Raw genomic sequence first — 20,820 nt, forward strand, 5'->3', positions numbered from 1 at the left:
GCTCAGGCCGGTGGCAAATCCCGACGAGTATCGCACACGTCTTACCAGAATTTGACTAGGGCGTCGGTTCTCAAACGGCCAGCTGAGCGGCTACCCGGAAGGTTTCTGGCGCCGTGCCGCCCGCGCTCACCCACGACGCGCAGTCGTGCCCCAGTGACGGAAGCCAAACCCGGACCGCGCTGTTTAGGAAAGACACTGTGAATCTTGGTCAGCGATTGGAAAGAGAGAGCGCTCTCCATCTCCGCGTACTGCCTGACGCATTCATGGGATATGTCAGCTATTCAGCTACTGATTGGTGATTTGACATTATGTACGCCAGCGGTCATCCTGCAGTAAGTTGGCAACGCCAACGCCCCCTTCCGCCGCATGGTTCCGGCGAGATCGACTGGCCATGACTTAGTAGTCTGGGCCGTAAGTCCTTCGAGGGCTATGCGGTGAGGGTCAGTGCGGCAGGCTGGTGGTCGCGGTCGGGGACTGTTGGAGGTTCTGCTCTTTCTGTTCGTGTCTCCATCCGGGCCAGGAGGTCCTCGAGGTCGGCCGGGGTGGACTTCCATCGGAATGGCCGGACGGTCGCGTTGTAGCGCTGTTCGAAGGCGGCGAGTCGGTCTTCGACCTGGTCAAGGCTGGTGCGCTTCGCGGAGGCGTAGGGCTCCTGGGTCATGAGCTGCTCGGCGAGGTCATGAACGGGATGAGGTTGGTCGGCTCCTGTGCGCCGGGTTCCGTGAAGATCCCGGCCTTGCAGAACGCCTTCACCAGCGCCAGCACACGCTTGTCCTCGATCCGTCTGCGTACCCCGGTCCATCAGGGCCGGGTGCGAGTTGTTGTCGAAGTACGCCTCGATGTCCGCCCGCAACTCCTCCAAGAATGCTTCCGCCGCCGGCTCGATGTGTCGAGCGGTTATCCCGTCCACGCCGGGCGTACGTGACCCGGCCACCGCGGGCTCAAGGAGCAGTTCGCCCAAGCCTATCCCCGGGCCGACCTGGATGATCGGAGTCGTGGACTGGCGCGAGATGGTTCCCACGTTCACTGTTGACCGTTCGTCGGATTAGGTGTCCAGCGATGCCCCTGCGGCATCGCCCTGACTACGCCGTAATCCTTCACCAGGGACGTTCCGACCGACCGCGACACCGTGCCCAGGAGTTCCCGCCGTCAACCGGCGGGTGCGCGCCGCAACCCAGCCCAGATCCGTTCCTCACCTACACCTTTCCCACTCGTTTGCCGGGCCCGCGCCGTCTGGCAGTACCGACGCGTCCCGTCGCTGGGTTGCTCCCACCTCACCCGCGTCTCCGGGCTCAGGCTGCCCCCACAGGCGGCCTGCTACGACAGACCGCCGCCGGAGTCCTTTCACCTCCGCACGGTCAAACAGCGCCTCGTGGCGCACACCGCGCCCGCTTCCGCTCCTCGCCGCTGCGCGGCTGTGGTGCGGGTCGGCTTGGTCTCGAACCACTACCGCAGCACTCGTCGAGGGCTGCGTCGACTCCGGCGGATCGGGTGAGCGCGAGCTTGGCCTCCCCGCTGGGCCGATGGAGGGCCCTGCACCAACTGATCAATGCCGAGTCGTCCTGATCATGACGGCGTGCACGGGTACGGCGGACTGGCCCCGTTCGGTAGTATGCGGCTGGTCCCGTTCATCCGTACGCCGACAGCTGTGGGCGGTGGAGACCCGCTTCGCTTTTCGCGTCGGTGGTCGTGGCTCGCGCCCTGGTTGCTACTCACCATGCTGGTCCCTACTCCTTGCTGCCCGAGGCCGTGGTCAATACAATGCATGCTCGAGCCGGCTCCTGCTGCTATTGACACGCATGTTTTGATGGGACCGTTCGCACGGGGGCGGCGCTTGCCACAAGTTGCCGCAGGCGTTTTGCTGCGCCCTTTCATCCCTGGCGATGCTGCAGTAGTGAATGCGGGGGAAGGTGCAGTAAAAGTGGACGATATTGCCACGAGATCAGTGCCACGAATCTATTCATTGACTTGGCCACTGTTCCTGCAGATGCTCTTCATGCATCTCATCGGACTTGTTGACATTTTTGTTCTCAGCCGCATTTCCGATGACGCGTCGGCCGCTGTCGGTGCGGTCAACACGGTTATGACCTTCGTCATCATGATGTTCTCCTTCATGGGACAGGGCGGAAGCCTGGTGTACGCCCAGTGTCTGGGAGCTGGGCGGCCCGACGACGCGCGGCGCTACTACAGCGCCTCGCTGGTCCTGCACCTGGCCGCCGGCGTAACCGTGAGTCTCCTGCTGTTCGTCTTCGCGCCCGACATCGCACGCCTGCTCGGCCTCGGCGGCGTGCACTTCGAGTACGGCGCCACATACCTGCGGGTGGTCGGCGGCGGCATCGTGTTCTACGCGGTGGTGTCAATGTTCGCGGGAATCATGTCGGCCAACGGTCACACCAGGCAGATGATGACCGCGTCTGTGCTGACCAACGTGCTCAACACCGGACTGCTGTACGTGCTGGTGCTGAGTCCGGCCGGCCCGCAGTGGGGCGTGGCCGGCGCCGCGTGGTCCACCGTCACCGCCTCGTTCGTCGGGCTCGCGTACAACGTATGGCTGGTGGCGTTCCGGCTGCGGATCCGCTTCGCCGTGGCCCTGTCCCTCCGCGACCTCGTCCGGGATGGCCGGATCCTGCTGCGGTACACCGTGCCCACCACCCTGGAGCCCATGCTCTGGCAGGCCGCGCAGATCGTCGCGACGGCGATCATCACCGCGCTGGGCCCGGTGGCGCTCGCCGCGCGGATCTACACCCTGACGATCACGAATCTGATCGGTATGTTCAGCTCGGCGCTGTCGCAGGGACTCCAGATCACGGTGGGGCACCTCGCCGGAGCGGGCGATGCCGCAGCGGTACGTCGCACCTACCGCTGGGTGGTGTGGATCGGTCTAGCCGTGGCGGTGCTGCTTGCCGCGATGGCCGGACTGCTCAGTGGACCGATCATGCGGATCTTTACGGACGACCCCGATGTCGTTCGAGTCGGCCAGTTGCTGCTCGCGATGGGACTGGTCTACCTGCCGAGTTCCGCAGTGATCATGAATACGGCCGGGGCGCTGCGCGGCGTCGGTCAGGTTCGCTATCCCGCGCTGGTCGGCATCGTCGTCCTGTGGACGGTCTTCCTGCCACTGGCCTACACCCTGTCGCTCCCTCTGGGCCTTGGAGTCCTCGGGGTCATGATCGCCATGGGAGTGGACGAGAACCTACGGGCGGTCCTGCTCGTACTCCGTTGGCGCCGCCTGATCGCCTCACCGGACGGCACCGCCCTGCTCGCTCGAACCCTCATCAGCCCGTCCAACCGTCGATCCACCGTCCCATCGGAGGTCGCCTCGCAATGAAGGCAAGTTTGGTCATCCCTACCTACAACTCCCGTCACCTGCTGGAGGCATGCCTGATCTCCCTCAACCACCAGAGGGTCGCTCCAGGAGACTCGTTCGAGGTGCTGCTCGTCGACGACGGCTCCACCGACGGCACCGGCGAACTCGTACAGAAACTGGAGGTCGACTACGACCTGCGGTACCTGTTCAAGCCGCGTACGCCGGAGTCGTGCCGCAGCGCCGCCCGCAACCTCGGAATCAGCAACGCCGAGGGCGAGGTGGTGGTGATGATCGACGGTGACCAGGTGCTCACGCCGAACTTCGTGGGCGAGCACCTGCGCGCCCACCGCGACCGCTCGGATCTCGTGGTGATCGGGTTCCGCACCTACCTGGAGCCCGGCGTCGTGGACCTGGCAGCCCTGCGGCGTGGCTTCTCGCTCGCGGCACTGCCGCCCATCGCGGAGGATGACGAACGCGAGACGATCATGGAGAGGCTGTCGCAGAACCTGCACAACCTGGCCACGCGGTGGCACTTTCTCTACGGCTGTAACGCATCGGTGCGCCGCGAGCACCTGCTCGCCGTCGGTGGCTTCGACGAGGCGTTCAAGCGGTGGAGCTTCGAGGATGTGGAACTGGGCTACCGACTGCACCAGCGAGGGCTGGTCTTCGTGCACCACCCGTACGCGGTCCTCTACCACCAGCACCACGGCCACTCGGCGGTCCGACAGCACGCGGACTGGCGGGAGAACTTCGCGCTCTTCACCGCCAAGCACCGGCAGCCCGAGGTGGCCTGCCAGTGGATTTTGGACCGCTTCTTCGACCCGGATGAAAACGATCTGACCTGGACGGAGCTGTATCTGCGGCTCGAGTACGCGGTGCGGGGCCTGCAGGGTCGCCTGCCAACGACCGGCGCCGTTGAGGTTCTACAGATCACCGACGATCCGGCCGGGGCCTTGCGCGCCATCACCGAGCGTGCGCAGGAGGGCCACCTGCTCGTTGTCGACCGCACCGACGACCGGGATCTGCCGCTGCTCGTCCAGGCGGTGGCTACGCCTCACGAGCTCTTCTACTTCAAGGAGCCCGACCCGACCGCCGCCGCCGCGCTGATCGACCAGTACACGGCGTGACCGGGCCCCGGCGGCGTCGCCAGGTTCCGTACCTTCTCGAAACGGGGGACACACACCTTGCCCTACTCACCTGTGGCTGAAACGACGTCGCCGACGTCGGACGTGGCCGACCTCAGCGGCGACAGCTCGGGGCTGCACCGGATCGTGACGGATCTGACCACAGCCGCGCGACCGAGGTACCAGTTCCGGCCCGGGCCGGCGAACAGCCGCCTAGCCGCCGCCGTGCTCCGCGAGGGTCGGCTGCGGCCCACGTCCGACCTGCTGGCAGACCTGTTCACCGTTCGTCCCGATGACGGGCGCACCAGGTTCCTGCCCAAGGAGAGACTGCTCTCCGACGACGAGAAGGCGCTTGCCGTGGCCGCCTTCGAGCGTGCCGTCCGTGCCGGTGACATGACCAGTGGCCCTCAGATCGAGCAGTTCGAAGCCGCACTCGCCGGCCACCTCGGGCTGCCCGAGGTGATCGCCACCAGCAGCGGCACCCACGCCCTGGTCATCGCGCTCCTAGCCGTCGGTGTCGGCGCCGGCGACGAGGTGATCATCCCGGCGAACAGCTTCGCGGCCACGGAGAACGCGGTCCTCGCGATCAACGCCGTTCCGGTCCTCGCCGACGTCCGGAGCGACTTCACCCTGGACCCGGCCGACGTCGCGACCCGGATCACCGACCGGACCGCAGCGATCCTGCCTGTCCACCTCTACGGCAAGCTGGCTGACATGCCAGCGCTGGCGGATCTGGCCCGCGGGCACGGGCTCGCCCTGGTCGAGGACGCCTGCCAGGCCATCGGCGTGACCGGCGTGGGTGCACACTCGGACGCGGTAGCGTTGAGTCTCAACCCGTTCAAGAACGTCGGACTCTGCGGCAAGGCGGGAGCCGTCGTCACCCGCGGCGCGGAACTCGCCGCCCGGTGCCGGGTCCTCGCCTACCACGGCTTCGCGGTCGGGCGGAAGAACGTCAAGACGGCCGACTTCGGGTTCAACGCCCGCATCGACAACACCCTCGCCGTCATCGGGCTCGACCTGCTGCCGTTGGCGCACGTCAACGGGCTGCGGCGAACCTGGCTGGCGCAGCGGTACCGGGAGGCGCTGGCGCCGCTGGCCGAGCAGGGCATGCTCGGTCTGCCGGAGTTCACCAGCGACCATGGCTGGCACCTGTTCGCGATCCAGGTCCTCGACGGGCCGAGCCGCGACGGTCTCCGTGACTGGCTGGCCGAGCACGCGAGGGTCGAGACGGACGTCTTCTACCCGGTGCTCACCCACCGGCAACATACGCCGCTGCGCAACACCGCTTTCGCCGACGTACGCCTGCCGGTGACCGAGCAGCTCCACGAGCGGGTGCTGCACCTTCCGCTGCACCAGCACCTCACGCTCGCCGAGCAGGACCGCACGATGGAGGGGCTCTATGCCGCCTTCCGCGCCCACCGGTGAGCTCCTGTGCCACCTGGTCCGACCGGACACGGTGCGCCGGGTGGCGTTCTGCGACTTCGACGAGACGTACCTCGCCCACCAGCCCACGGCGGCGCAGCGCCGATCCCTGCGGGAGCTGGAGGCGTACCTGGTCCGATCCGCGGGTCAGGGGCTGCTCTTCGGGTGGGTGACAGGTAGCTCCCTGGTATCCGTGACGGCCAAGGCCCGCCGCCACGAACTGGCCGTCATGCCGCACTTCGTGGCGGCGGCGCTCGGCACCGAGCTGGTGTTCTTCGCCGACGGTGTGCCGGTTCCCGATCCGGTGTGGCAGCAGCGAATCGCGGCCAGTGGTTTCTCGGCCGACCGTGTGGACCTCGCCGTGGAGGCGTTGGCGGCGCGGGGTATCCGGCTCACCCCCCAACCGACCAGCGTCGAGAAGGAGTACGTGGCCAGCTACTACCACCAGGCCCGTGGCACCAGTGCCGACCGGGCGGCGCTGGTCGGTATCCGGAGCGAGGCCCGGCGGCACGGGCTCGGCGTCAACATCAGCCGGTGCAACCCCCTCGCAGGCGACCCGGAGGACGCCTACGACGTGGACCTCCTGCCTGACTGCTGCGGCAAGCGCAACGTGGTGCGTCACGTTTGCCAACGGTTCGGAGTTCCGACCTCGGTGGCGTACGCCTTCGGTGACAGCGGCAACGACCTGGAGATGCTCGCCGCGGTGGGCCACGGGTTGCTCGTCGCCAACGCCACCGCGGAGGCGCGGTCGCGCCACGAGCGGGTCTCCCCCCACCCGTACGCGGAGGCGGTGCTGCACGCGCTGCAACAGGCCCCGAGGACGGTGACTGATCACACCGGGAGGCGCGCGCCCCGGAAGACCTCCCAATTCGACGACTCGTCCGAGAACTAGCGGGAAGGAAACCTGTGAGAATCGGCATTGTCGGGGCCGGCAACATCGCCCGGGCCCACGTGAACGCGATCCATCTGCTTCCGCACACCGAACTGGTCGGGGTGCACGACATCGCGCCGGACCGCGCAGCTGCGGCCGCCACACGCTTCGGCTGCTCCGCCTTCGACCGCCTGGATTCGCTGTACGACCAGATCGACGGGGTGATCATCGCTTCGCCCAACCACACCCACGCCGAACTGGCCACGGAAGCGATCGCGCGGGGGAAGCACGTGCTATGTGAGAAGCCCATGACGGTCACCGTCGGTCAGGCGCGGGAGCTGACCGACATGGCGGAGGCGAGTGGACTGAGCTGCGGCATCAGTTTCAACTACCGGTACCTCGACGTGGTGCATGAGGTCCGGAGGATCGTCGACGACGGGGTGCTCGGCCGGCCGCTGTTCATCGAGGTGTCATTCCAGCGCAGCAGTGCGCTGACCCGGCGCCACTTCACCTGGCGCGACAGTGAGGTGGGCCTGTCCACCAGCGGCGCCCTGGGCGACCTGGGCGTGCACCTGCTGGACCTGCTCCCGTTCATGTTCGGCAGCGCGGTGGAGGCCCGCAACTGTCGTATCAAGCTCCGCACCAACGTGCCGGAGCGTGAGGGCCGCCCGGTGCGGGTCGACGACTACGCCTTCGTCGGGGGGCACCTGACCAACGGCGTCTACTTCACCATGGTCGCCTCGAAGTCCGCTCTTCCCGAAGACGTCGGACTGTCCCTACGGATCGTCGGCGAGGGCAGTGAATTCTCCTACCACTCCCGCGACGGGGCGGCCTACCATCTCAGGTCCGCCGTGCGGTGGGAACGCCGGCCGCTACGGCAGCGCCGGCCGCTGGCCGACCCGGTGGGCGAGGTGACAGGCTGGGGAAGCACCTTCCACCACCAGCTGCGGGAGTGGTCGGACCTGGTGCACGGTCGCCGTCCGCGTACCCGATTGGCGGACTTCGCGGACGGGCTGCGCGCCCAGACGATCCTGGCGGACCTGCTGGAGCAGGGGCAGTACGCGCTGGTGTGAGGCCGTGGTGGCGGATCCGGCACCCGCCGGATCCGCCACCACCGACGATCCCGCCGGCCGCCCCGGTTAAGGGTTCCAGCAGCGGCTTACATGCCGCCACATCGAGCTTGAAGAATAGACTGAGGGTTCCCGCTAGTGTCTGACCTGCGGAAACCCTCACGCTGTCGGGACGGCCGGATTCGAACCGACGACCCCTTGGCCCCCAGTAGTCCGGTGGCCCAGCGGCATGCTCACGCACGTTTGTCCAGGTCGCATCAAGCATAAACCAGCCGTGTAAAGGAGTCGTCCTACCACCCCGCAGCACCAGTTGGCCCTTCCAACCACCACCCGGGCGAGCCACCCGTTACCTCACCGCCGGTTCCAGCAGTGGGACCGACCGGCGCCGCGCCGAAATGGCCGGTTGTCGCATGGTGATCCTGCAGGGCACTCCTCGTTCGCTTGCACAGCGCTCCGCCCGCTGGCCAGGAGCCGGAACGCAAGCTGCGGATAGGGGCACACGCTGTGCCGGGTGGCCGGTCGTCCACATGCTGCTCGCATCCGCCTGCCGCTTGCCCGGCGCGCTCGCCAGCTTCGGAGTGTTCGCCCTGGACCCCGCCTGGTACGCCAGCCACCCAGCACGCCATCGCCGACCTACCGAGCCGCCCGCCATCAACTCACGTGGTCACCGGCTCCGGTAGGTAGGCCTGGTACAACTGCTTGACGAGCGAGTTGAAGGCGTAACCCCACAACCTGGTTCCCCGGAAGGTCCACACTTTGCCTGCCTTCACGTCCACGACGGCGGGCTGCGCCATCGCCGCGAAGCCGTTCACATTGAGGCGGTACGCCTTCTGCGTCAACGCCACAGCAGCCGAATCCACCGACTCGGTCACCAGGATCGGCAGCACGATCACGCCCGACTGCAAGCCGCGCCACTGACCCTTACGTCCCAGGCCCAGATTCACCACGTCATCGACATACGCCCGAAGGCCAGCCTCATCGACCCGCTCCACCTGGGCCGCAACCGCGAAGATGTGAATACGCGTCAGCAGCCGGACCCTGGCCCGATATCCGACCACCACCGGCAACGATCCGATATTCTCATCAGTTACCGCACATCCATCGGCAACGAATCGCTGCCGAACAATGCCCATATACCGATCCGCTGAGTCCATGGTCGGGACGCCCTTTCATGGCTTGCCGCCTGCCGAGCAACGAGAAGTACGCCAAAGCGCCCAGAAAAAGCCCTGAAAATGGGATCTACCCGGGCTTGGCTACGATTTCTGGAACTTGAGGGTTGAGACGGCGCGCTCGCCGAGGGTTTGGAGGTTGCGTGATTGTGGTTGACGGATTTACCGCAGGACGGGCGGGTGCGGCGGCGTTTGAAGGGGTCCATATTGTGCCGTGAGCAGCTCACTAGCCTTTTCCACGAAAGTCAGCAATTGGCCTGACTAAGCACTTCCTGGATGCCTGACTACCTTCTTATGCGAGAACAACCGAATAGCCTTCGCCAATATCCCAGATTGAGAATGATAGATCCATTCGCCACTGTCGCCCAGATGCATTTCCGACGAAACAACCCGACCACCGCAAACTACGTCCACCTCATAGTAATTGCGCCTCACATAGTGATCGACCACCTCCAGCATTTCGACAATCGTGTCGATTCTCTCATTTTCCGAGTAGACGGTCGAATGATCCCGGTATTGCCCGCTTGCCAACTGCAACAGGATCACCTCGCGCGTTCCAGACATCTCGACACTGGCACAGGCTTGATCGCCAGCCCGGAATAAAGTGAGTTTAGCCTCACTTTCGTCCGCAAGTTCGTATCGATCCAGAACACCATCGGCAGCAAGAGAGCGGGCGAGATTGTCCATAAGCCGCCTAGGAGCCGGCGACGATCCTGAATGATTCATATCCACGTCTAGTTTTGCCACCATGTCCAGTTTCGGGGAACGAGCTTTGGCTTCTTTCCATTCGACAATTTGGTAAACCAGTTGAAATCGATCCCCCCATATTTTCTCTCCATATGAATGTGAACAGGATTAAGAGCTCGCCCAACAGGGCCAAGCTTTTTGTAATGATTATACGCCGGCCCCATCGAAACCCTAAAAGGGGCCGCGGGATTCGGTGGCCCTATACGAAGAAAGTTGTTTCCGTTCGCCACCTTTTGGCTTGCATGCGAGAGAAGATCACGGACTCCAACGCCTACCTTACCGAGTGAGGCTCGTAGCCCCACCCCGGTGGCGAGGCCTGTAGCCCCTGCGCCGAGGGCGGGCAGGAGGACTGCGCCGCCTGCGCCTAGCAGGCCGCCGATGGCTCCGCCGAGTAGGGCTTCGCCGGCGAGTTGCCCGCCGCTTTCGTCGTCAGCGTCGAGACTGTTACTGACCAGGGATCCGACGGCGCCGCCGACGAACCCGCCGATCGCCGCGCAGCCGACGGCGCCCACACCGAAGCTCGCCGCGGTGCAGGCTCCGCCGACGATGACACCGGCGGCGACACCGGCGACCGCACCCACCGCCCCGGCGTTGCGGCACCAGAAGCTGGCTTGGCATTCGCGTTGTTTGCGTTCTGCTTCGGCGCGTTCGTTGCTGGCCTGCCGGTACGTTTCGCGTTGTTGTTGGCAGCTGGGTCCGCAGGCCGGGGGGACGTACTTCTTGACGATCTTGGTTACTCGTTCCCCGGAGGGAGTGGTGTCGACGTAGGCGCGGTCGCCGGTATCCTCGCCGTTCTCGGTGTGGTAGAGGCCGGTGGGGTCGGCGTTGTCGATGGGGTTGTTGCCGCCGTACTGGTAGGCGTTGTACTGGTCGGGGTCGTCGGCGACGAGGACCGGGTCGACGGAGATGAACCGGCCCAGGATCGGGTCGTACTGTCGGGCGCCGACGTTGGTCAGGCCGGTGGGGTCGATGTCGCCGCCGACGAAGCCCTTGTTGTTGACCCAGGTCGGGTTGGCGCCGCGGGGTGCCCCGTACGGGGTCTGTCGGCGGATCGACACGGCCTGGGTGCCGGCGTTCACCGCGACCTGTTGGGTGCCCTGGTGATCGTCGAACAGCCAGGTCAGGTTGGTGGTTGCCGAGCCGCCTGTGCGGGAGGCGCAGACGGTGCCGGCGAAGCTGTAGTAGCGGGTGCCGGTGTTGACGCCGCCTTCGCGGCGGATCTCCTGCCCGGGCAGGTAGAGGGTGGTGCCGCTACTGTCCCGGCGGATGATCCTGACGCCGTCGGGGTCGTAGACGTTGGTCTCGACGGTCTGGCCGCCGGCCGAGACGGTGGCGAGTTTGCCCTCGGCGTCCCAGCCCAGGGTCTGACTGTTGGAGCCGGCGCCGCAGTTGTTCGCGGCGGTGCCCGTCGGCCGGCAGGTCGTGTTGCCGGCGGCGTCGTAGGCGTAGGTGTTGACGACGTCACTCTGGCCGGGTGCCTGGGTGGTCATCGCGGTGACGGCGTGCGGCCGCACGACGCCCTGTCCACCGGTGGACACGGTGTATGTGCGGGTGGTGTCCCCGGCGGTGGTGTGGCTGGTTTCGGTCAGCCGGGAGGCGGTGCTGTTGAACGTCCAGTCGTGCCAATACGGCGCCGGGCCGCCCAGGTTCGCCACCGTCGGGTCGGTCTTACAGTCCACCCCGGCCTTCGGGGTCCAGGCGCTGGTGAGCCGGCCGAGCAGGTCCTGCCGGAAGCACTGGGTCTCCGCCTGGCCGATCTGGGGTTTCTCCTCGATGGAGGTGATGTTGCCGATGTCGTTGTAGCGGTAGTTGCGGTCGGAGACCGTGCCGACGGTGGTTTCTCGCTGCACGGTGGTGCGGTCGATGCGGCGGGTGGCTTCGTCGCGGTAGACGGTGTCCTGGGTCCACACGCCGCCGGGCATCTTGTAGATCGCACCGCTGCGCTCACCGTAGGCGGTGTAGCTGGCGGTGGCCATCGTGCCGGCGAAACCGGTGAGGCTGGTGTCCAACCGGACCGGCATTCCGGTGGTGGCGTCGTAGTCGGTGGTGACCTGCTCGGTGACCAGGCCACCACCGGCCGGGTAGGAGATCGACGTGGGGGTGCCGGTCGCCGCCGAGTAGCCGTAGGCGTAGTTGTAGGTGCCGCTCAGGCCGGTCTCGCTGGTGGGGATGACGTAGTTGACGCCCTTGGGCTGGTAGCGGCCGTCGAAGCTGACCACCTGCCACCGGTACGCATTGCTACTGCCAGCCGGTTCGTAGCGGATCGCTTGGGTGAGTTGGCCCTTGAATCCGCTCTGACCGGTGTAGAGGGTGTCGTATCTCCATTCGGCGCGCAGCGCTCCGGTAGCGGAGTCGTCCCGCAGTTCCTTCTTCCGCCCGAGCGCGTCGTAGACGTACCAGAGCACCTCACCACGGGCGTCAGTGGTCTTGACCAGTTCGTTGCCGTCGTTGAAGGTGCTGGTCGTCACGCCCTTGTCGGGGTCGGTCGTGCGCCACAGGCGGCCCTTGGCGTCGTACTCGTTGACCCACCGGTTCCCGGCCGGGTCAACAGTCCTGACCAGCTGGCCCTTGCGGTTGAAGACGTACTGGGTCTCCTGGTATGCCCCACCGACACCGGCTGTGGTGATGTGCTGACGCAGCTTGACGACCCGGCCCTCGATGTCAGTCACCGTCGTGGTCGGGGTACCGCCCTGCGGCGGCGTCACCTTGGTCAGGTCACCCTCATGGGCGGTGACGGTGCGCCACTTCTCGACCAGGTTCGTTTCGCCGTCACCGGCAAGGAAGATCGTGTTCGTGGGCCGGGATGCCCGGTCGAAGATGGTCTTGGAGACGGCCGGCAGCGACCACTCCGGCTCCCACCACAACGTGCCGGCGGGTGCCCCGGGTTCGGCGTGTGCTCCGTAGGAGATTGCGGCGCGGCCGAGGCTGTCGTAGAGGGTGTCGTTGACCACCCGGTTTCCGGTGCCGTCCGCCGCCAGGGTCTGGGTCTGCCGGGGCCGCAGCAGCCCGTCGAGGATCTCGTAGGAGGTGACGTAGTTGCCGTCCGCGTTCAGCGTCTGCGCCCTGACGGACGGATAGGCGTTGCGGCTCGGGGCGAACGTGTACGTGTACTGCGCGGACGGGGTGGTCGGGTTGGCTGCCTTGGTCCAGCCGAGCCCCCACGCCTTGCTGACGCGGCCGAGCGCGTCGTACTCGACGTCCGAGATCACCCTGTTGTTCGGGTCGGTGGCCTTGACCGTGGAACCCCAGTAGGGGTTCATCTCCACAGACGAGGTCCAGTTGAACGGCGCCGGACCTGTCGTGGTCACCTTCGTGACCGGCCCGCCCACGGCCGGCGTGTACGCGGTCGTGGAGACGTTGCCCCTGATGTCAGTCGCGCTCACCGGACGGCCGGTGAAGTCGTAGCTGCCCTGCGACGTGACCTGCCAAACAGTGCCGGTGCCGGCCGTCCAGTCCTTGAGCTGCTCGGTCTTCGTCACCAACCCGAACGCCGGCACGGTGTCGACGCTGCTGGCCCCGTCGTAGTAGCTCCGCGCGTCGGAGACCACGTCATCGACGGTGGAGGGGTTCGTGCCGCAGGCCAGCGAGGTGGTGGTGGTCTGCTTCACCGTGGTGGTGAGGTTCTTGCCGGTGTTGCGGTTGTAGCGGTAGGTGATGCACTTCTCGTCGCCGGTGACGGCGATGTCGCCGTCGTCCTGCGACCAGTTGACCGTGCCGTACGTGTGATCCAGATTCTTGGTGCCCCGCGAGGTCCGCCAACCCCGACTACCGTCCACACCCAGCGCCGTCGCCGTGTAGGTGGTCTGCGTGTCCACGAACCGGGCCTCGACGGTGTCACCGTTGATCGTCCGGCTCGCGGTCGGGTTCGACCGCCACGGCACGTTCACCGTCTTCGACACCGGCTTGGTCTCTACCCCGTTGTAGACGACCTGCTCGCGCACCTGGCCGGCGAACTGGTCTTCGTCGTAGACAGTTTCGGTGCCCAGTGAGGCTGGGACTGTCACGTTGCGGGTGCCGCCGCTGGGGCTGGCCTTGTCGCCGTGCATACCCCGCATGAAGGTTGTCACGGCGAGTGTCTGGGTCGCCGAGTCGTCACCGACGCGGGTCTTGACCTGCGCGTAGCCGCGCCATTGCGACCATGTCTTACGTTCCGGTCTGGTCAGACCGTCGTCGTCGGCGTAGTGCCAGGCCGGCGATCCCACGTACTGATACCAGGTGTGCTTGGAGGGCGCCTGGTGCCCGTCAGCGAGTTGGATGTCGTCTTCGGCGACGTGCTCGACCCGATGCTTGTGCCACCATTCGGTGATGAGCCGCTCACCGGTGGGGTCGGCCGGGTCCGGCACCCGCACCGGGTAGCACCGTTTGGTGTTCGTGTGCGGGTCCAGCGTCTCGACGATCGTCTCGGTGCACTCCGGCTGCGCGTAGTCGACCTTGATCCGGGAGCCGGTCTCGGTCACGATGCTGGAGATCCGTAGCCAGTTGTCGGTCGTACCGTGCTCGGTCAGCACCCGGTTCGGCAACGACTCCGCCTCGAAGGTCACCGGCGGCAGGCTGACGGTGCCGCCCACGTGCCCCGCGTGGTCGATGCGGTTCAGCCACAGTCCGGTGTGCGTGGAGTCCGCCGTGGCCGCGAAGGTGTGCGACAGGGTCCACGACTCGACGTCCTGCCACTCCGGGGTGGGTCTGGTGGTGTCCCACACCCACGTGGTGATCTTCTTCAGCCGCTTCGTCGTCCAGAACGTCGGCGAGTACTGCTGCGCACACGACGTCGCCGACGCCTTGCACTCCTGATCCCAGGGGGTGTCCTTCCACGACGCCTTCACCGGGCTCGACTCGGTGCCGCAGTTCGAGAAGCACCGCATGTCCGTCTCGAACACCACCTGCGCGTACGGACTGGTGCTGCGTTCCGTCACCCCGTGGATGTCCGACGTGCGGTCGTAGGTGCCGTAGTCGATCCGCTCCAGATACCCTGCCCGGTCGTAGGACACGTCGTCGGAGTCGGTGTCGTTGCGGGCGTACTTGTTGGTCTCCTTGCCGTACCACAACGACATCGTGTTGCCGCGCGCGTCGACGACGTAGTCCACATTCCACCGCCACGCCTGCTGGCAGTCGGAGTTGGCGAAGGCCGCGGCGTGGCACGGCTCACCCGTGTGGTTGCCGAACACCGGCACGGCCAGGGTCGAGTTGGTCTTCGCCGTGTGGCCCGGCAGTGAGTGCAGGCCGAAGAAGTACTGGGTGCCGTCGGTGGTGGTCACCTTCCAGTGCTCGCCGTTGTTGTCGCCGTTGCCCGACGCGCCGGTCAGCTTCTCGATCTTCGATCCGTCTTCCGAGCGGGTATGCCACCCCTTGCCGGTCTCGAAAACGAGCTCGGTGCTGCGGCCGTTCAGGTTCATTGTCGCGTTGTCCGAGTGCCAGCACAGGTCACCGGTGTCGGCGGTGTTGTTCGCGCCGCTTGTCTTCCGGTCCTCCGCGCAGGGCACGTACCGCCGCTCGATGAACCCGGGCGAATAGTCGAAACCCTCGCCGATCCACGACGGCTGGTTGTTCGTCACCTCGGAGCGGCCGTCCACGGAGGCCGACGAGTACGCCAGGGCGACCGACGGCTCCGGGCCGGTCGCCGGCGGCGTACGCAGCGGATAGTTCCACGAGAAGTCACCGGACGAACCGCCCGCCGACCAGGTCGACGACGGCGCGAGACCGGTGGCGGTGAAGTCGCCGTCCGCGCCCGACCCGGCCGCAGCCAAAGCGATGAACGAGCCACTGGCCGGGGTTGTCTCCCCCGACAGCCGGGCCAGCTCCCTCGGCATCGTTGAGGTGGGGGCGGTCACCTCAGCGGTCGCAACTCCCGTACCGAGGTCGTTCCTCGTGGGCAGCGGCACCGACCGGCAACCTGGCGCGTCCGGTGTCGACAGGGCACAGGTCGGGACCTGCCACAGCCGCAGCCGCGACGCCCAGGACCCGCCCACCGCGTGCCGGAACGAGTTGTAGTCCACCGACACCTTCGCCGTGCCGGCCGCAGCCCCGGCCGGCGCCGTCACCCTGAGCACCAGGCCGTCCCGCCAGCTGCCCGGCAGTGAATCCCGATCCACCACCTGCACGTCAACGCTGGTAACCCGCGCACCGGCCGGACCGCTGCCGCGAGCGACCCACACCGGAAGGGCATCCGCCCTGACTCCCCGACCTGGCGTACTCGGCGAATCGAGGGTCACCCGGGCGGTACTGGCCGTCGGCCATGCCGGCTTCGGGAGCGGCGTGTCCTGCATCAGCTTCTGCGTCCACGCCCGGCCCGACACCGAAGCGCCGTGCGTGTCGAGTTTCTCTGCCGTCGGCCGCACCGGCTCTGCCTTCGGCGCGACCGCCTCGGCCGGCACACCGACCAGCAGCGACGCCGCCACGGGAACCACCGTCAGACCGGCGACCCACCGGCGCAGGCGGCCCGCGGGATGCAAGCTCCGTCGTGGCTGCCGCGAATCGTGGGCAGGTGGTGCAGAGAACATGCTTTCTCCCCGGTCAGGACAGCCGCATGGAGCAAGGGTGCAGATGGGTCATATCGGCAGTTGCAAGGTCTGGAGGGGATGTGTTCGGGCCAGCAGCGGAGCGGCCTGCGTTGGTCGGCGGCGCCCCGAACACCGGAGCGGGCGGTGACCTGGCCCGGCTGCGGGCTAAGAGTCGTACAGCAGGTACACCGCGGTGTCCGTCAGCGCACCCTGGAACACCGCCACGTCGTCGATGCCGCCAATCCACGGATCCACCAACTGGCCCTGCCACAGGACCCGGCCCACCAACAGCGGACCTGTCGACACCGTCGGGGTGAACGTGATGTTCTGCGTGACCCCTTCGAGCTCACCGTTGACGTATAGGCGAATCTGCTTCCGCCCGGCGTCGTAGACGCCAACAAGGTGCGTCCACACGCCCTCCTCGGCCGTCGACGTCGACGTGACGCTGGCCGCCGCTGTGGTGATGGCATCCTCATCGCTGATGGCGAACTGCCACTTACCCAGAGTGGAGTTGAACTTGAGCCAGCCGCCGCTGGAATGCTGCCCCCGCTGGGACACCGCCGTCCGCATACCGTCGAGCCGGTCGAGCATCACCCAGGCCGACATCGTGAACGACTGATCGGTACGCAGGACCGGCTTGTCCTGCCACTGGGTGAACTCCAGACCATCGGCGTCCGGCGGCGTGGTCCCCGCCTTCACCGCACTTCGCCCGTACTCAGCGGTGTTCTCGGTGAAGCCATCCTCCGGGAAGTACTCGTTGTCGAGCCACAGACCCGAGCCGTCGGTGGAATAGCCAGCGCCCACGGCGGAACCGCGCGTCAGTGCCAGCCACCTATCCCAGGCCGTCACCGTGTCGCGTACCTGGCAGGTGTCCCGCAGGTCGGTCAGGTAGCAGGGAATCGCGAACTCGAAGTTCCAGTCACCCACTTTCACCGGCGTCAGGATCCCCGGCTCATGGAACCCACCGGATGCTGGGTCGTCGGCCAGTTGGCCGGTGAAGTCCTGCGGAACGAGCACTCGGTCGTACAACTGGACGTCGGCGATCTGTCCGGACCAGAAGTTGACGAGGTCACCGTTCCAGAGCTCGCGACCAATCGCGATCCGCTGCCGGTTGGGCCAAGCTTGGATGCCGGTGGCCGCAGCCGAGGCCGGCGACTGCCCGTTCACATATATCGTCGTCGTACCGCTGGTCGCGTCATACACCCCGGCCAGATGGGTCCATACGCCCGTCATTACCGGGATGGTGGAACTCGCCATCCCGGTCAAGGCCGGACTACCCAGATCGTGGACGTGCATCCACATGGACCATTTCTTGGCCGTAGCGTGATAACCGAGCGCGAAGCTGCTACCTACACCACCGTCCTGGGATACCGCAGTGCGGTGCCCGGTGGGAAGTGGGTCGCCGACATTACCCAGCTTCACCCAGGCTGAGACGGAGAACGACTTCGTCGGGTCGATGACGGGCTCAGTCGTGAAGGCCCGGCTTGAGCTGCCGTTGAATGAGATGGTCTTGCCGCCGTTCATGCGGACGTCGTCGGTCCAAGTGACGTTGGACGTGCCCAGGTCTGACTTGCCCGCCAGACTGGGTTGCTGGTCGGCGAGCGCGGCGACCTGGTCGACGCCGGGATACTGCTCCAGGCCCCACTTGGCGACGGCCGGTGACGGGCGGGGCGCGGTGAAGGTGACAGAGCCTATATTGCCGAGATTGCCGGTAGCGTCGATGCCGCGAACCCAGAAGGTGTTGCGGCCAAGGCTGGGCACGGTGACAGTGACCGTGGCAGTCTTCAAGGTCCCGAAGGCGCCGTCGCTGGCGGCGATTTCGGTCGTGGGCGGGTTCGACCAGCCATAGCGGAACTTGGTCACGTCCATGGCGCCGGTGGAGAACGTGAAGTTCATGGGCTTGCCCGGACCGGCGGGAAACAGGTATTGGTTGAACGTCGGCGCAGGCGGAACGGTGGTGTCTACCGCGAATCGGCACCACGACGACCAGTCACCCGTGATCGAGTACGGAGCCTTGTCGGTGCCCTTGGCCCGGAACGCGTAGGTGGGTCCCTTCGCGATCGTCACCGCCGCGCTTTCGGCCCTGCTGCCCGGGGTGAGTCCCGTTCTCGCCGGTGGCGGGCTCTTGCGAGTCGGGTAGGTGTTGGTCACCGTTCCCATCCCCCCGGCTGGCACCTCGATCCATTCGAAGGTGCCGGTCAGAGAGTCGCTGTCGTCGGCGTCGGGGAACACAGCAGCGAACTTCGGCGTCATCGTGCCAATCGTCAACACCCCGGAGCCGCAGACGACACCAGCGACCTGCAGGGTGTGCGGAGCTCCGGGCTTGCTGTCGTAGTCAACAATCAGCTTCGCGTCGTTGGGGAAGAACTTCTTCCAACGATCCTCCGTCGACTCCCCAGACCCATCGGCCGCACGCGCTGTGAACGCCACAGTGATCGAGTTCCATTTCCCGGTCGCGGCGGCCTGCACCTGGTTGGTGGTGTTCGACCCTCGGAAGTTCATGGTCATGTCAGGTTGAATCGACGAACATCCACCCGCCTCGTTCGCGTTCCCGGTTGCCGTATTTAGGAATGTTTTCAACTTCATCGTCGACCAACTCGCCTTCGGCGTCGCGTTGATCGCCGGAGTCAGGTACATCGACGTCACCGTGGGGTCGCACGACCACGAGTGGTCCAACTCCATCTGCACGTACGCCGACTCGATGTGCTTGCCCTTGAGCGACACACCGTTAGCCGTCGTCGGGAACGCAAAGTACGACCGGAACACGGCACCGGTGTCCGGGTTCAGCCCCACTCGCGCGCGACTCGTGTCCGAGTTCGACGACCCGTTGTTCGTCCCATACGCCCACTTGCTCTTGAACACCGACCACGCCGGGTCCACGAACAGCGGGAACACCGCATCCGGGTGGTCCAGCAGCGTCTCATCCGGACGCAGCACCAGGTGGTCGCCGGACACCCCGACATCGACCTTGCCGGTCCGTGCTGCGTCCCCCGCCTCGGTCGCGGTCGACGGCGGGCTCTCGGTCGACGCTCCCCGCGCCGAGACGCCGTCCACCGCCCCCGCCCGGGAATCCCACATAACCGCCGGCTCCGCCGAGGCGACCACAGCACCACCTGCCATCGCTCGCAGGCCGCCATCCGGGCCCGCCACGACCTCGACGTCCCCGCCGATGCGGAACCGCGACTCACGGACGTCAGGATGCGTCGCTGCCGCCCGCGTCTTGACCACCAGCACGTGCGTGAAGCCCGTCCGCGTCGCCCGTACCACCAGATCCACGTCGGCAAGCACGTCCGCGTAGGTCAACGAATCCCCCGACACCGTCGGCGCCGGCAACGTCCCCGGCCACGAGAGGGTGACCGTCCGCCCGCCTCGCGTCAGGGTCACCATCGCCCCGTCCCCGCCACCCGAGAACACCACATCTGCGACCGACACCCCGGGCCGCCACAACCCGTCCCCACCCCGGGCCAGGTTGAGATCGATGTCCCGCCAACCGCCAGCCTCGTGCGCACGCTGCGGCACCACCGCCGAGGCGAACTGCAGCCGACCGTCCGGCAACGCGGTCACCTCGGTGAACTCCGTCCGCGACCCGTCCACCACCACCGGCCGTCCACAGGAGGCGGCCAGCACCCTCGCCTCAACCTCGGAGCCGGCGATATCCGCGCACTGCGGTCCGCCCGCAGCGACCCGCTCCGGCGCCGGAACACCGATGACCCCGGCAGCCACCACAGCCGCTACCCCAGCGGACAACCCACGCCGCCACCGAACGCCCAACACACACCCCCCGCGAGAGCAAGCAGTGGCAGCGACAGTAGAGCCTCGACCTCCCCTCAGCCGCCCCGCTGCGCCACGACAAAACCGTCACCCACCACCAAATATCGATCGTTGGTGATGTATGGATGAACATGACATCGCTTGATCACTGAGGGCGACGGGAAGCCGATCGATTAACGTCAATATGTGATCAGGAGCACACTTGTGCGCCGCCATGCTCGCCTCTAGCGTGCCCTCCCGCGGAGGCGCTGGCGCACTGCGGCGGAGATGGCGACCCGCCGCCACCGGCGCTCGACATCGCGTTGGCGATCTAACTGCCCCTGGCGGCGGTCACCGTCAGCACGTCCGGTGCCGCTCGTAGCCGCCTGCACCCCACCGCCGACCCACGTGAAACTGCAGCCGGACAGTGCTGGGCGTTCCCAGTGCCGGCGAAGGTCGACGAGGGCACCTCAGGCGAGGCGTAGCTGGATGTAGGCGGCCCGCACCAATCACGTCCACCGGTCGGCGTCGTATGGGTCGACTGCGCCCGTTTTACCCAAGAATCGTCCACTGTCAAGCGGTCCAACAACACCTACAGCGACACTGACTCTGCACGCCTACCAGGCGATTCTCAGCCGCGACAGCCAAGATCGGCTCGCAAGACCACCCGAGTCAAGGGTTCCAGCAACGGCTTACCCGCCGCCCCGTCGAGCTTGGATAACAAACTGAGGGTTTTCGCAAGTCTCTGACCTGCGAAAACCCTCGTAATGTCGGGACGGCCGGATTCGAACCGACGACCCCTTGACCCCCAGGACGACTCGCCACACGTCCACGCACGTCACGCACGCTATCCCTAAGATCAG

The 20,820-nt window shown here is 66.4% G+C and carries 10 protein-coding genes; 5 read left to right on the forward strand and 5 right to left on the reverse strand.

Annotation, left to right across the window (positions count from 1 at the left end):
- Positions 1-427: 427 nt before the first annotated feature.
- Entirely contained in the window at positions 428-961 is a 534-nt protein-coding gene (locus BMY89_RS30605; RefSeq protein WP_175510439.1) for a hypothetical protein, read from the reverse strand.
- Positions 962-1,765: 804 nt separating this feature from the next.
- Here BMY89_RS30605 and BMY89_RS27815 point away from each other — a divergent pair.
- From BMY89_RS27815 to BMY89_RS27835, 5 genes are all read left to right on the forward strand, one after another.
- The gene (locus BMY89_RS27815) at positions 1,766-3,328 is read left to right on the forward strand and encodes an MATE family efflux transporter (RefSeq protein ID WP_170147781.1); all 1,563 of its coding nucleotides are present in this window, start codon (positions 1,766-1,768) and stop codon (positions 3,326-3,328) included.
- A complete protein-coding gene (locus tag BMY89_RS27820) occupies positions 3,325-4,434 on the forward strand; it encodes a glycosyltransferase family 2 protein (RefSeq protein ID WP_092383153.1) in 1,110 nt (369 codons plus the stop codon). The genes BMY89_RS27815 and BMY89_RS27820 overlap by 4 nt, the downstream gene beginning before the upstream one ends.
- Before the next feature lie 72 nt (positions 4,435-4,506).
- A complete protein-coding gene (locus BMY89_RS27825) occupies positions 4,507-5,856 on the forward strand; it encodes a DegT/DnrJ/EryC1/StrS family aminotransferase (protein WP_198414146.1) in 1,350 nt (449 codons plus the stop codon).
- Entirely contained in the window at positions 5,831-6,745 is a 915-nt protein-coding gene (locus BMY89_RS27830; RefSeq protein WP_092383157.1) for an HAD-IIB family hydrolase, read from the forward strand. The genes BMY89_RS27825 and BMY89_RS27830 overlap by 26 nt, the downstream gene beginning before the upstream one ends.
- A gap of 14 nt (positions 6,746-6,759) precedes the next feature.
- The gene (locus BMY89_RS27835; RefSeq protein WP_092383159.1) at positions 6,760-7,797 is read left to right on the forward strand and encodes a Gfo/Idh/MocA family protein; all 1,038 of its coding nucleotides are present in this window, start codon (positions 6,760-6,762) and stop codon (positions 7,795-7,797) included.
- A 653-nt stretch (positions 7,798-8,450) separates the two neighbouring features.
- Here BMY89_RS27835 and BMY89_RS27840 read toward each other — a convergent pair.
- From BMY89_RS27840 to BMY89_RS27850, 4 genes are all read right to left on the reverse strand, one after another.
- On the reverse strand, positions 8,451-8,921 hold the full coding sequence (locus BMY89_RS27840) for a hypothetical protein (protein ID WP_175510443.1): 471 nt from the start codon (positions 8,919-8,921) through the stop codon (positions 8,451-8,453).
- 303 nt (positions 8,922-9,224) lie between these two features.
- Complete coding sequence (locus BMY89_RS30140) at positions 9,225-9,650, reverse strand: hypothetical protein (protein WP_139218030.1); 426 nt, start codon at positions 9,648-9,650, stop codon at positions 9,225-9,227.
- Between the two features lie 47 nt (positions 9,651-9,697).
- Positions 9,698-16,141 carry an RHS repeat-associated core domain-containing protein gene (locus tag BMY89_RS27845; RefSeq protein WP_232521587.1) on the reverse strand — a complete coding sequence of 2,148 codons (6,444 nt, stop codon included), beginning with the start codon at positions 16,139-16,141 and terminating at the stop codon, positions 9,698-9,700.
- A 231-nt stretch (positions 16,142-16,372) separates the two neighbouring features.
- On the reverse strand, positions 16,373-19,978 hold the full coding sequence (locus tag BMY89_RS27850; RefSeq protein ID WP_092383179.1) for a LamG domain-containing protein: 3,606 nt from the start codon (positions 19,976-19,978) through the stop codon (positions 16,373-16,375).
- Positions 19,979-20,820 lie beyond the last annotated feature (842 nt).

This window comes from Micromonospora phaseoli (genome assembly GCF_900109115.1).
Taxonomy (GTDB): domain Bacteria; phylum Actinomycetota; class Actinomycetes; order Mycobacteriales; family Micromonosporaceae; genus Micromonospora; species Micromonospora phaseoli.

What these genes read in the sequence shown, in the direction of transcription:
- BMY89_RS27815 (WP_170147781.1), top strand. Translation starts at nt 1,766, where the DNA reads ATGCTCGAGCCGGCTCCTGCTGCTATTGACACGCATGTTTTGATGGGA.
- BMY89_RS27820 (WP_092383153.1), top strand. Translation starts at nt 3,325, where the DNA reads ATGAAGGCAAGTTTGGTCATCCCTACCTACAACTCCCGTCACCTGCTG.
- BMY89_RS27830 (WP_092383157.1), top strand. Translation starts at nt 5,831, where the DNA reads ATGCCGCCTTCCGCGCCCACCGGTGAGCTCCTGTGCCACCTGGTCCGA.
- BMY89_RS30140 (WP_139218030.1), bottom strand. Translation starts at nt 9,650, where the DNA reads ATGGACAATCTCGCCCGCTCTCTTGCTGCCGATGGTGTTCTGGATCGA.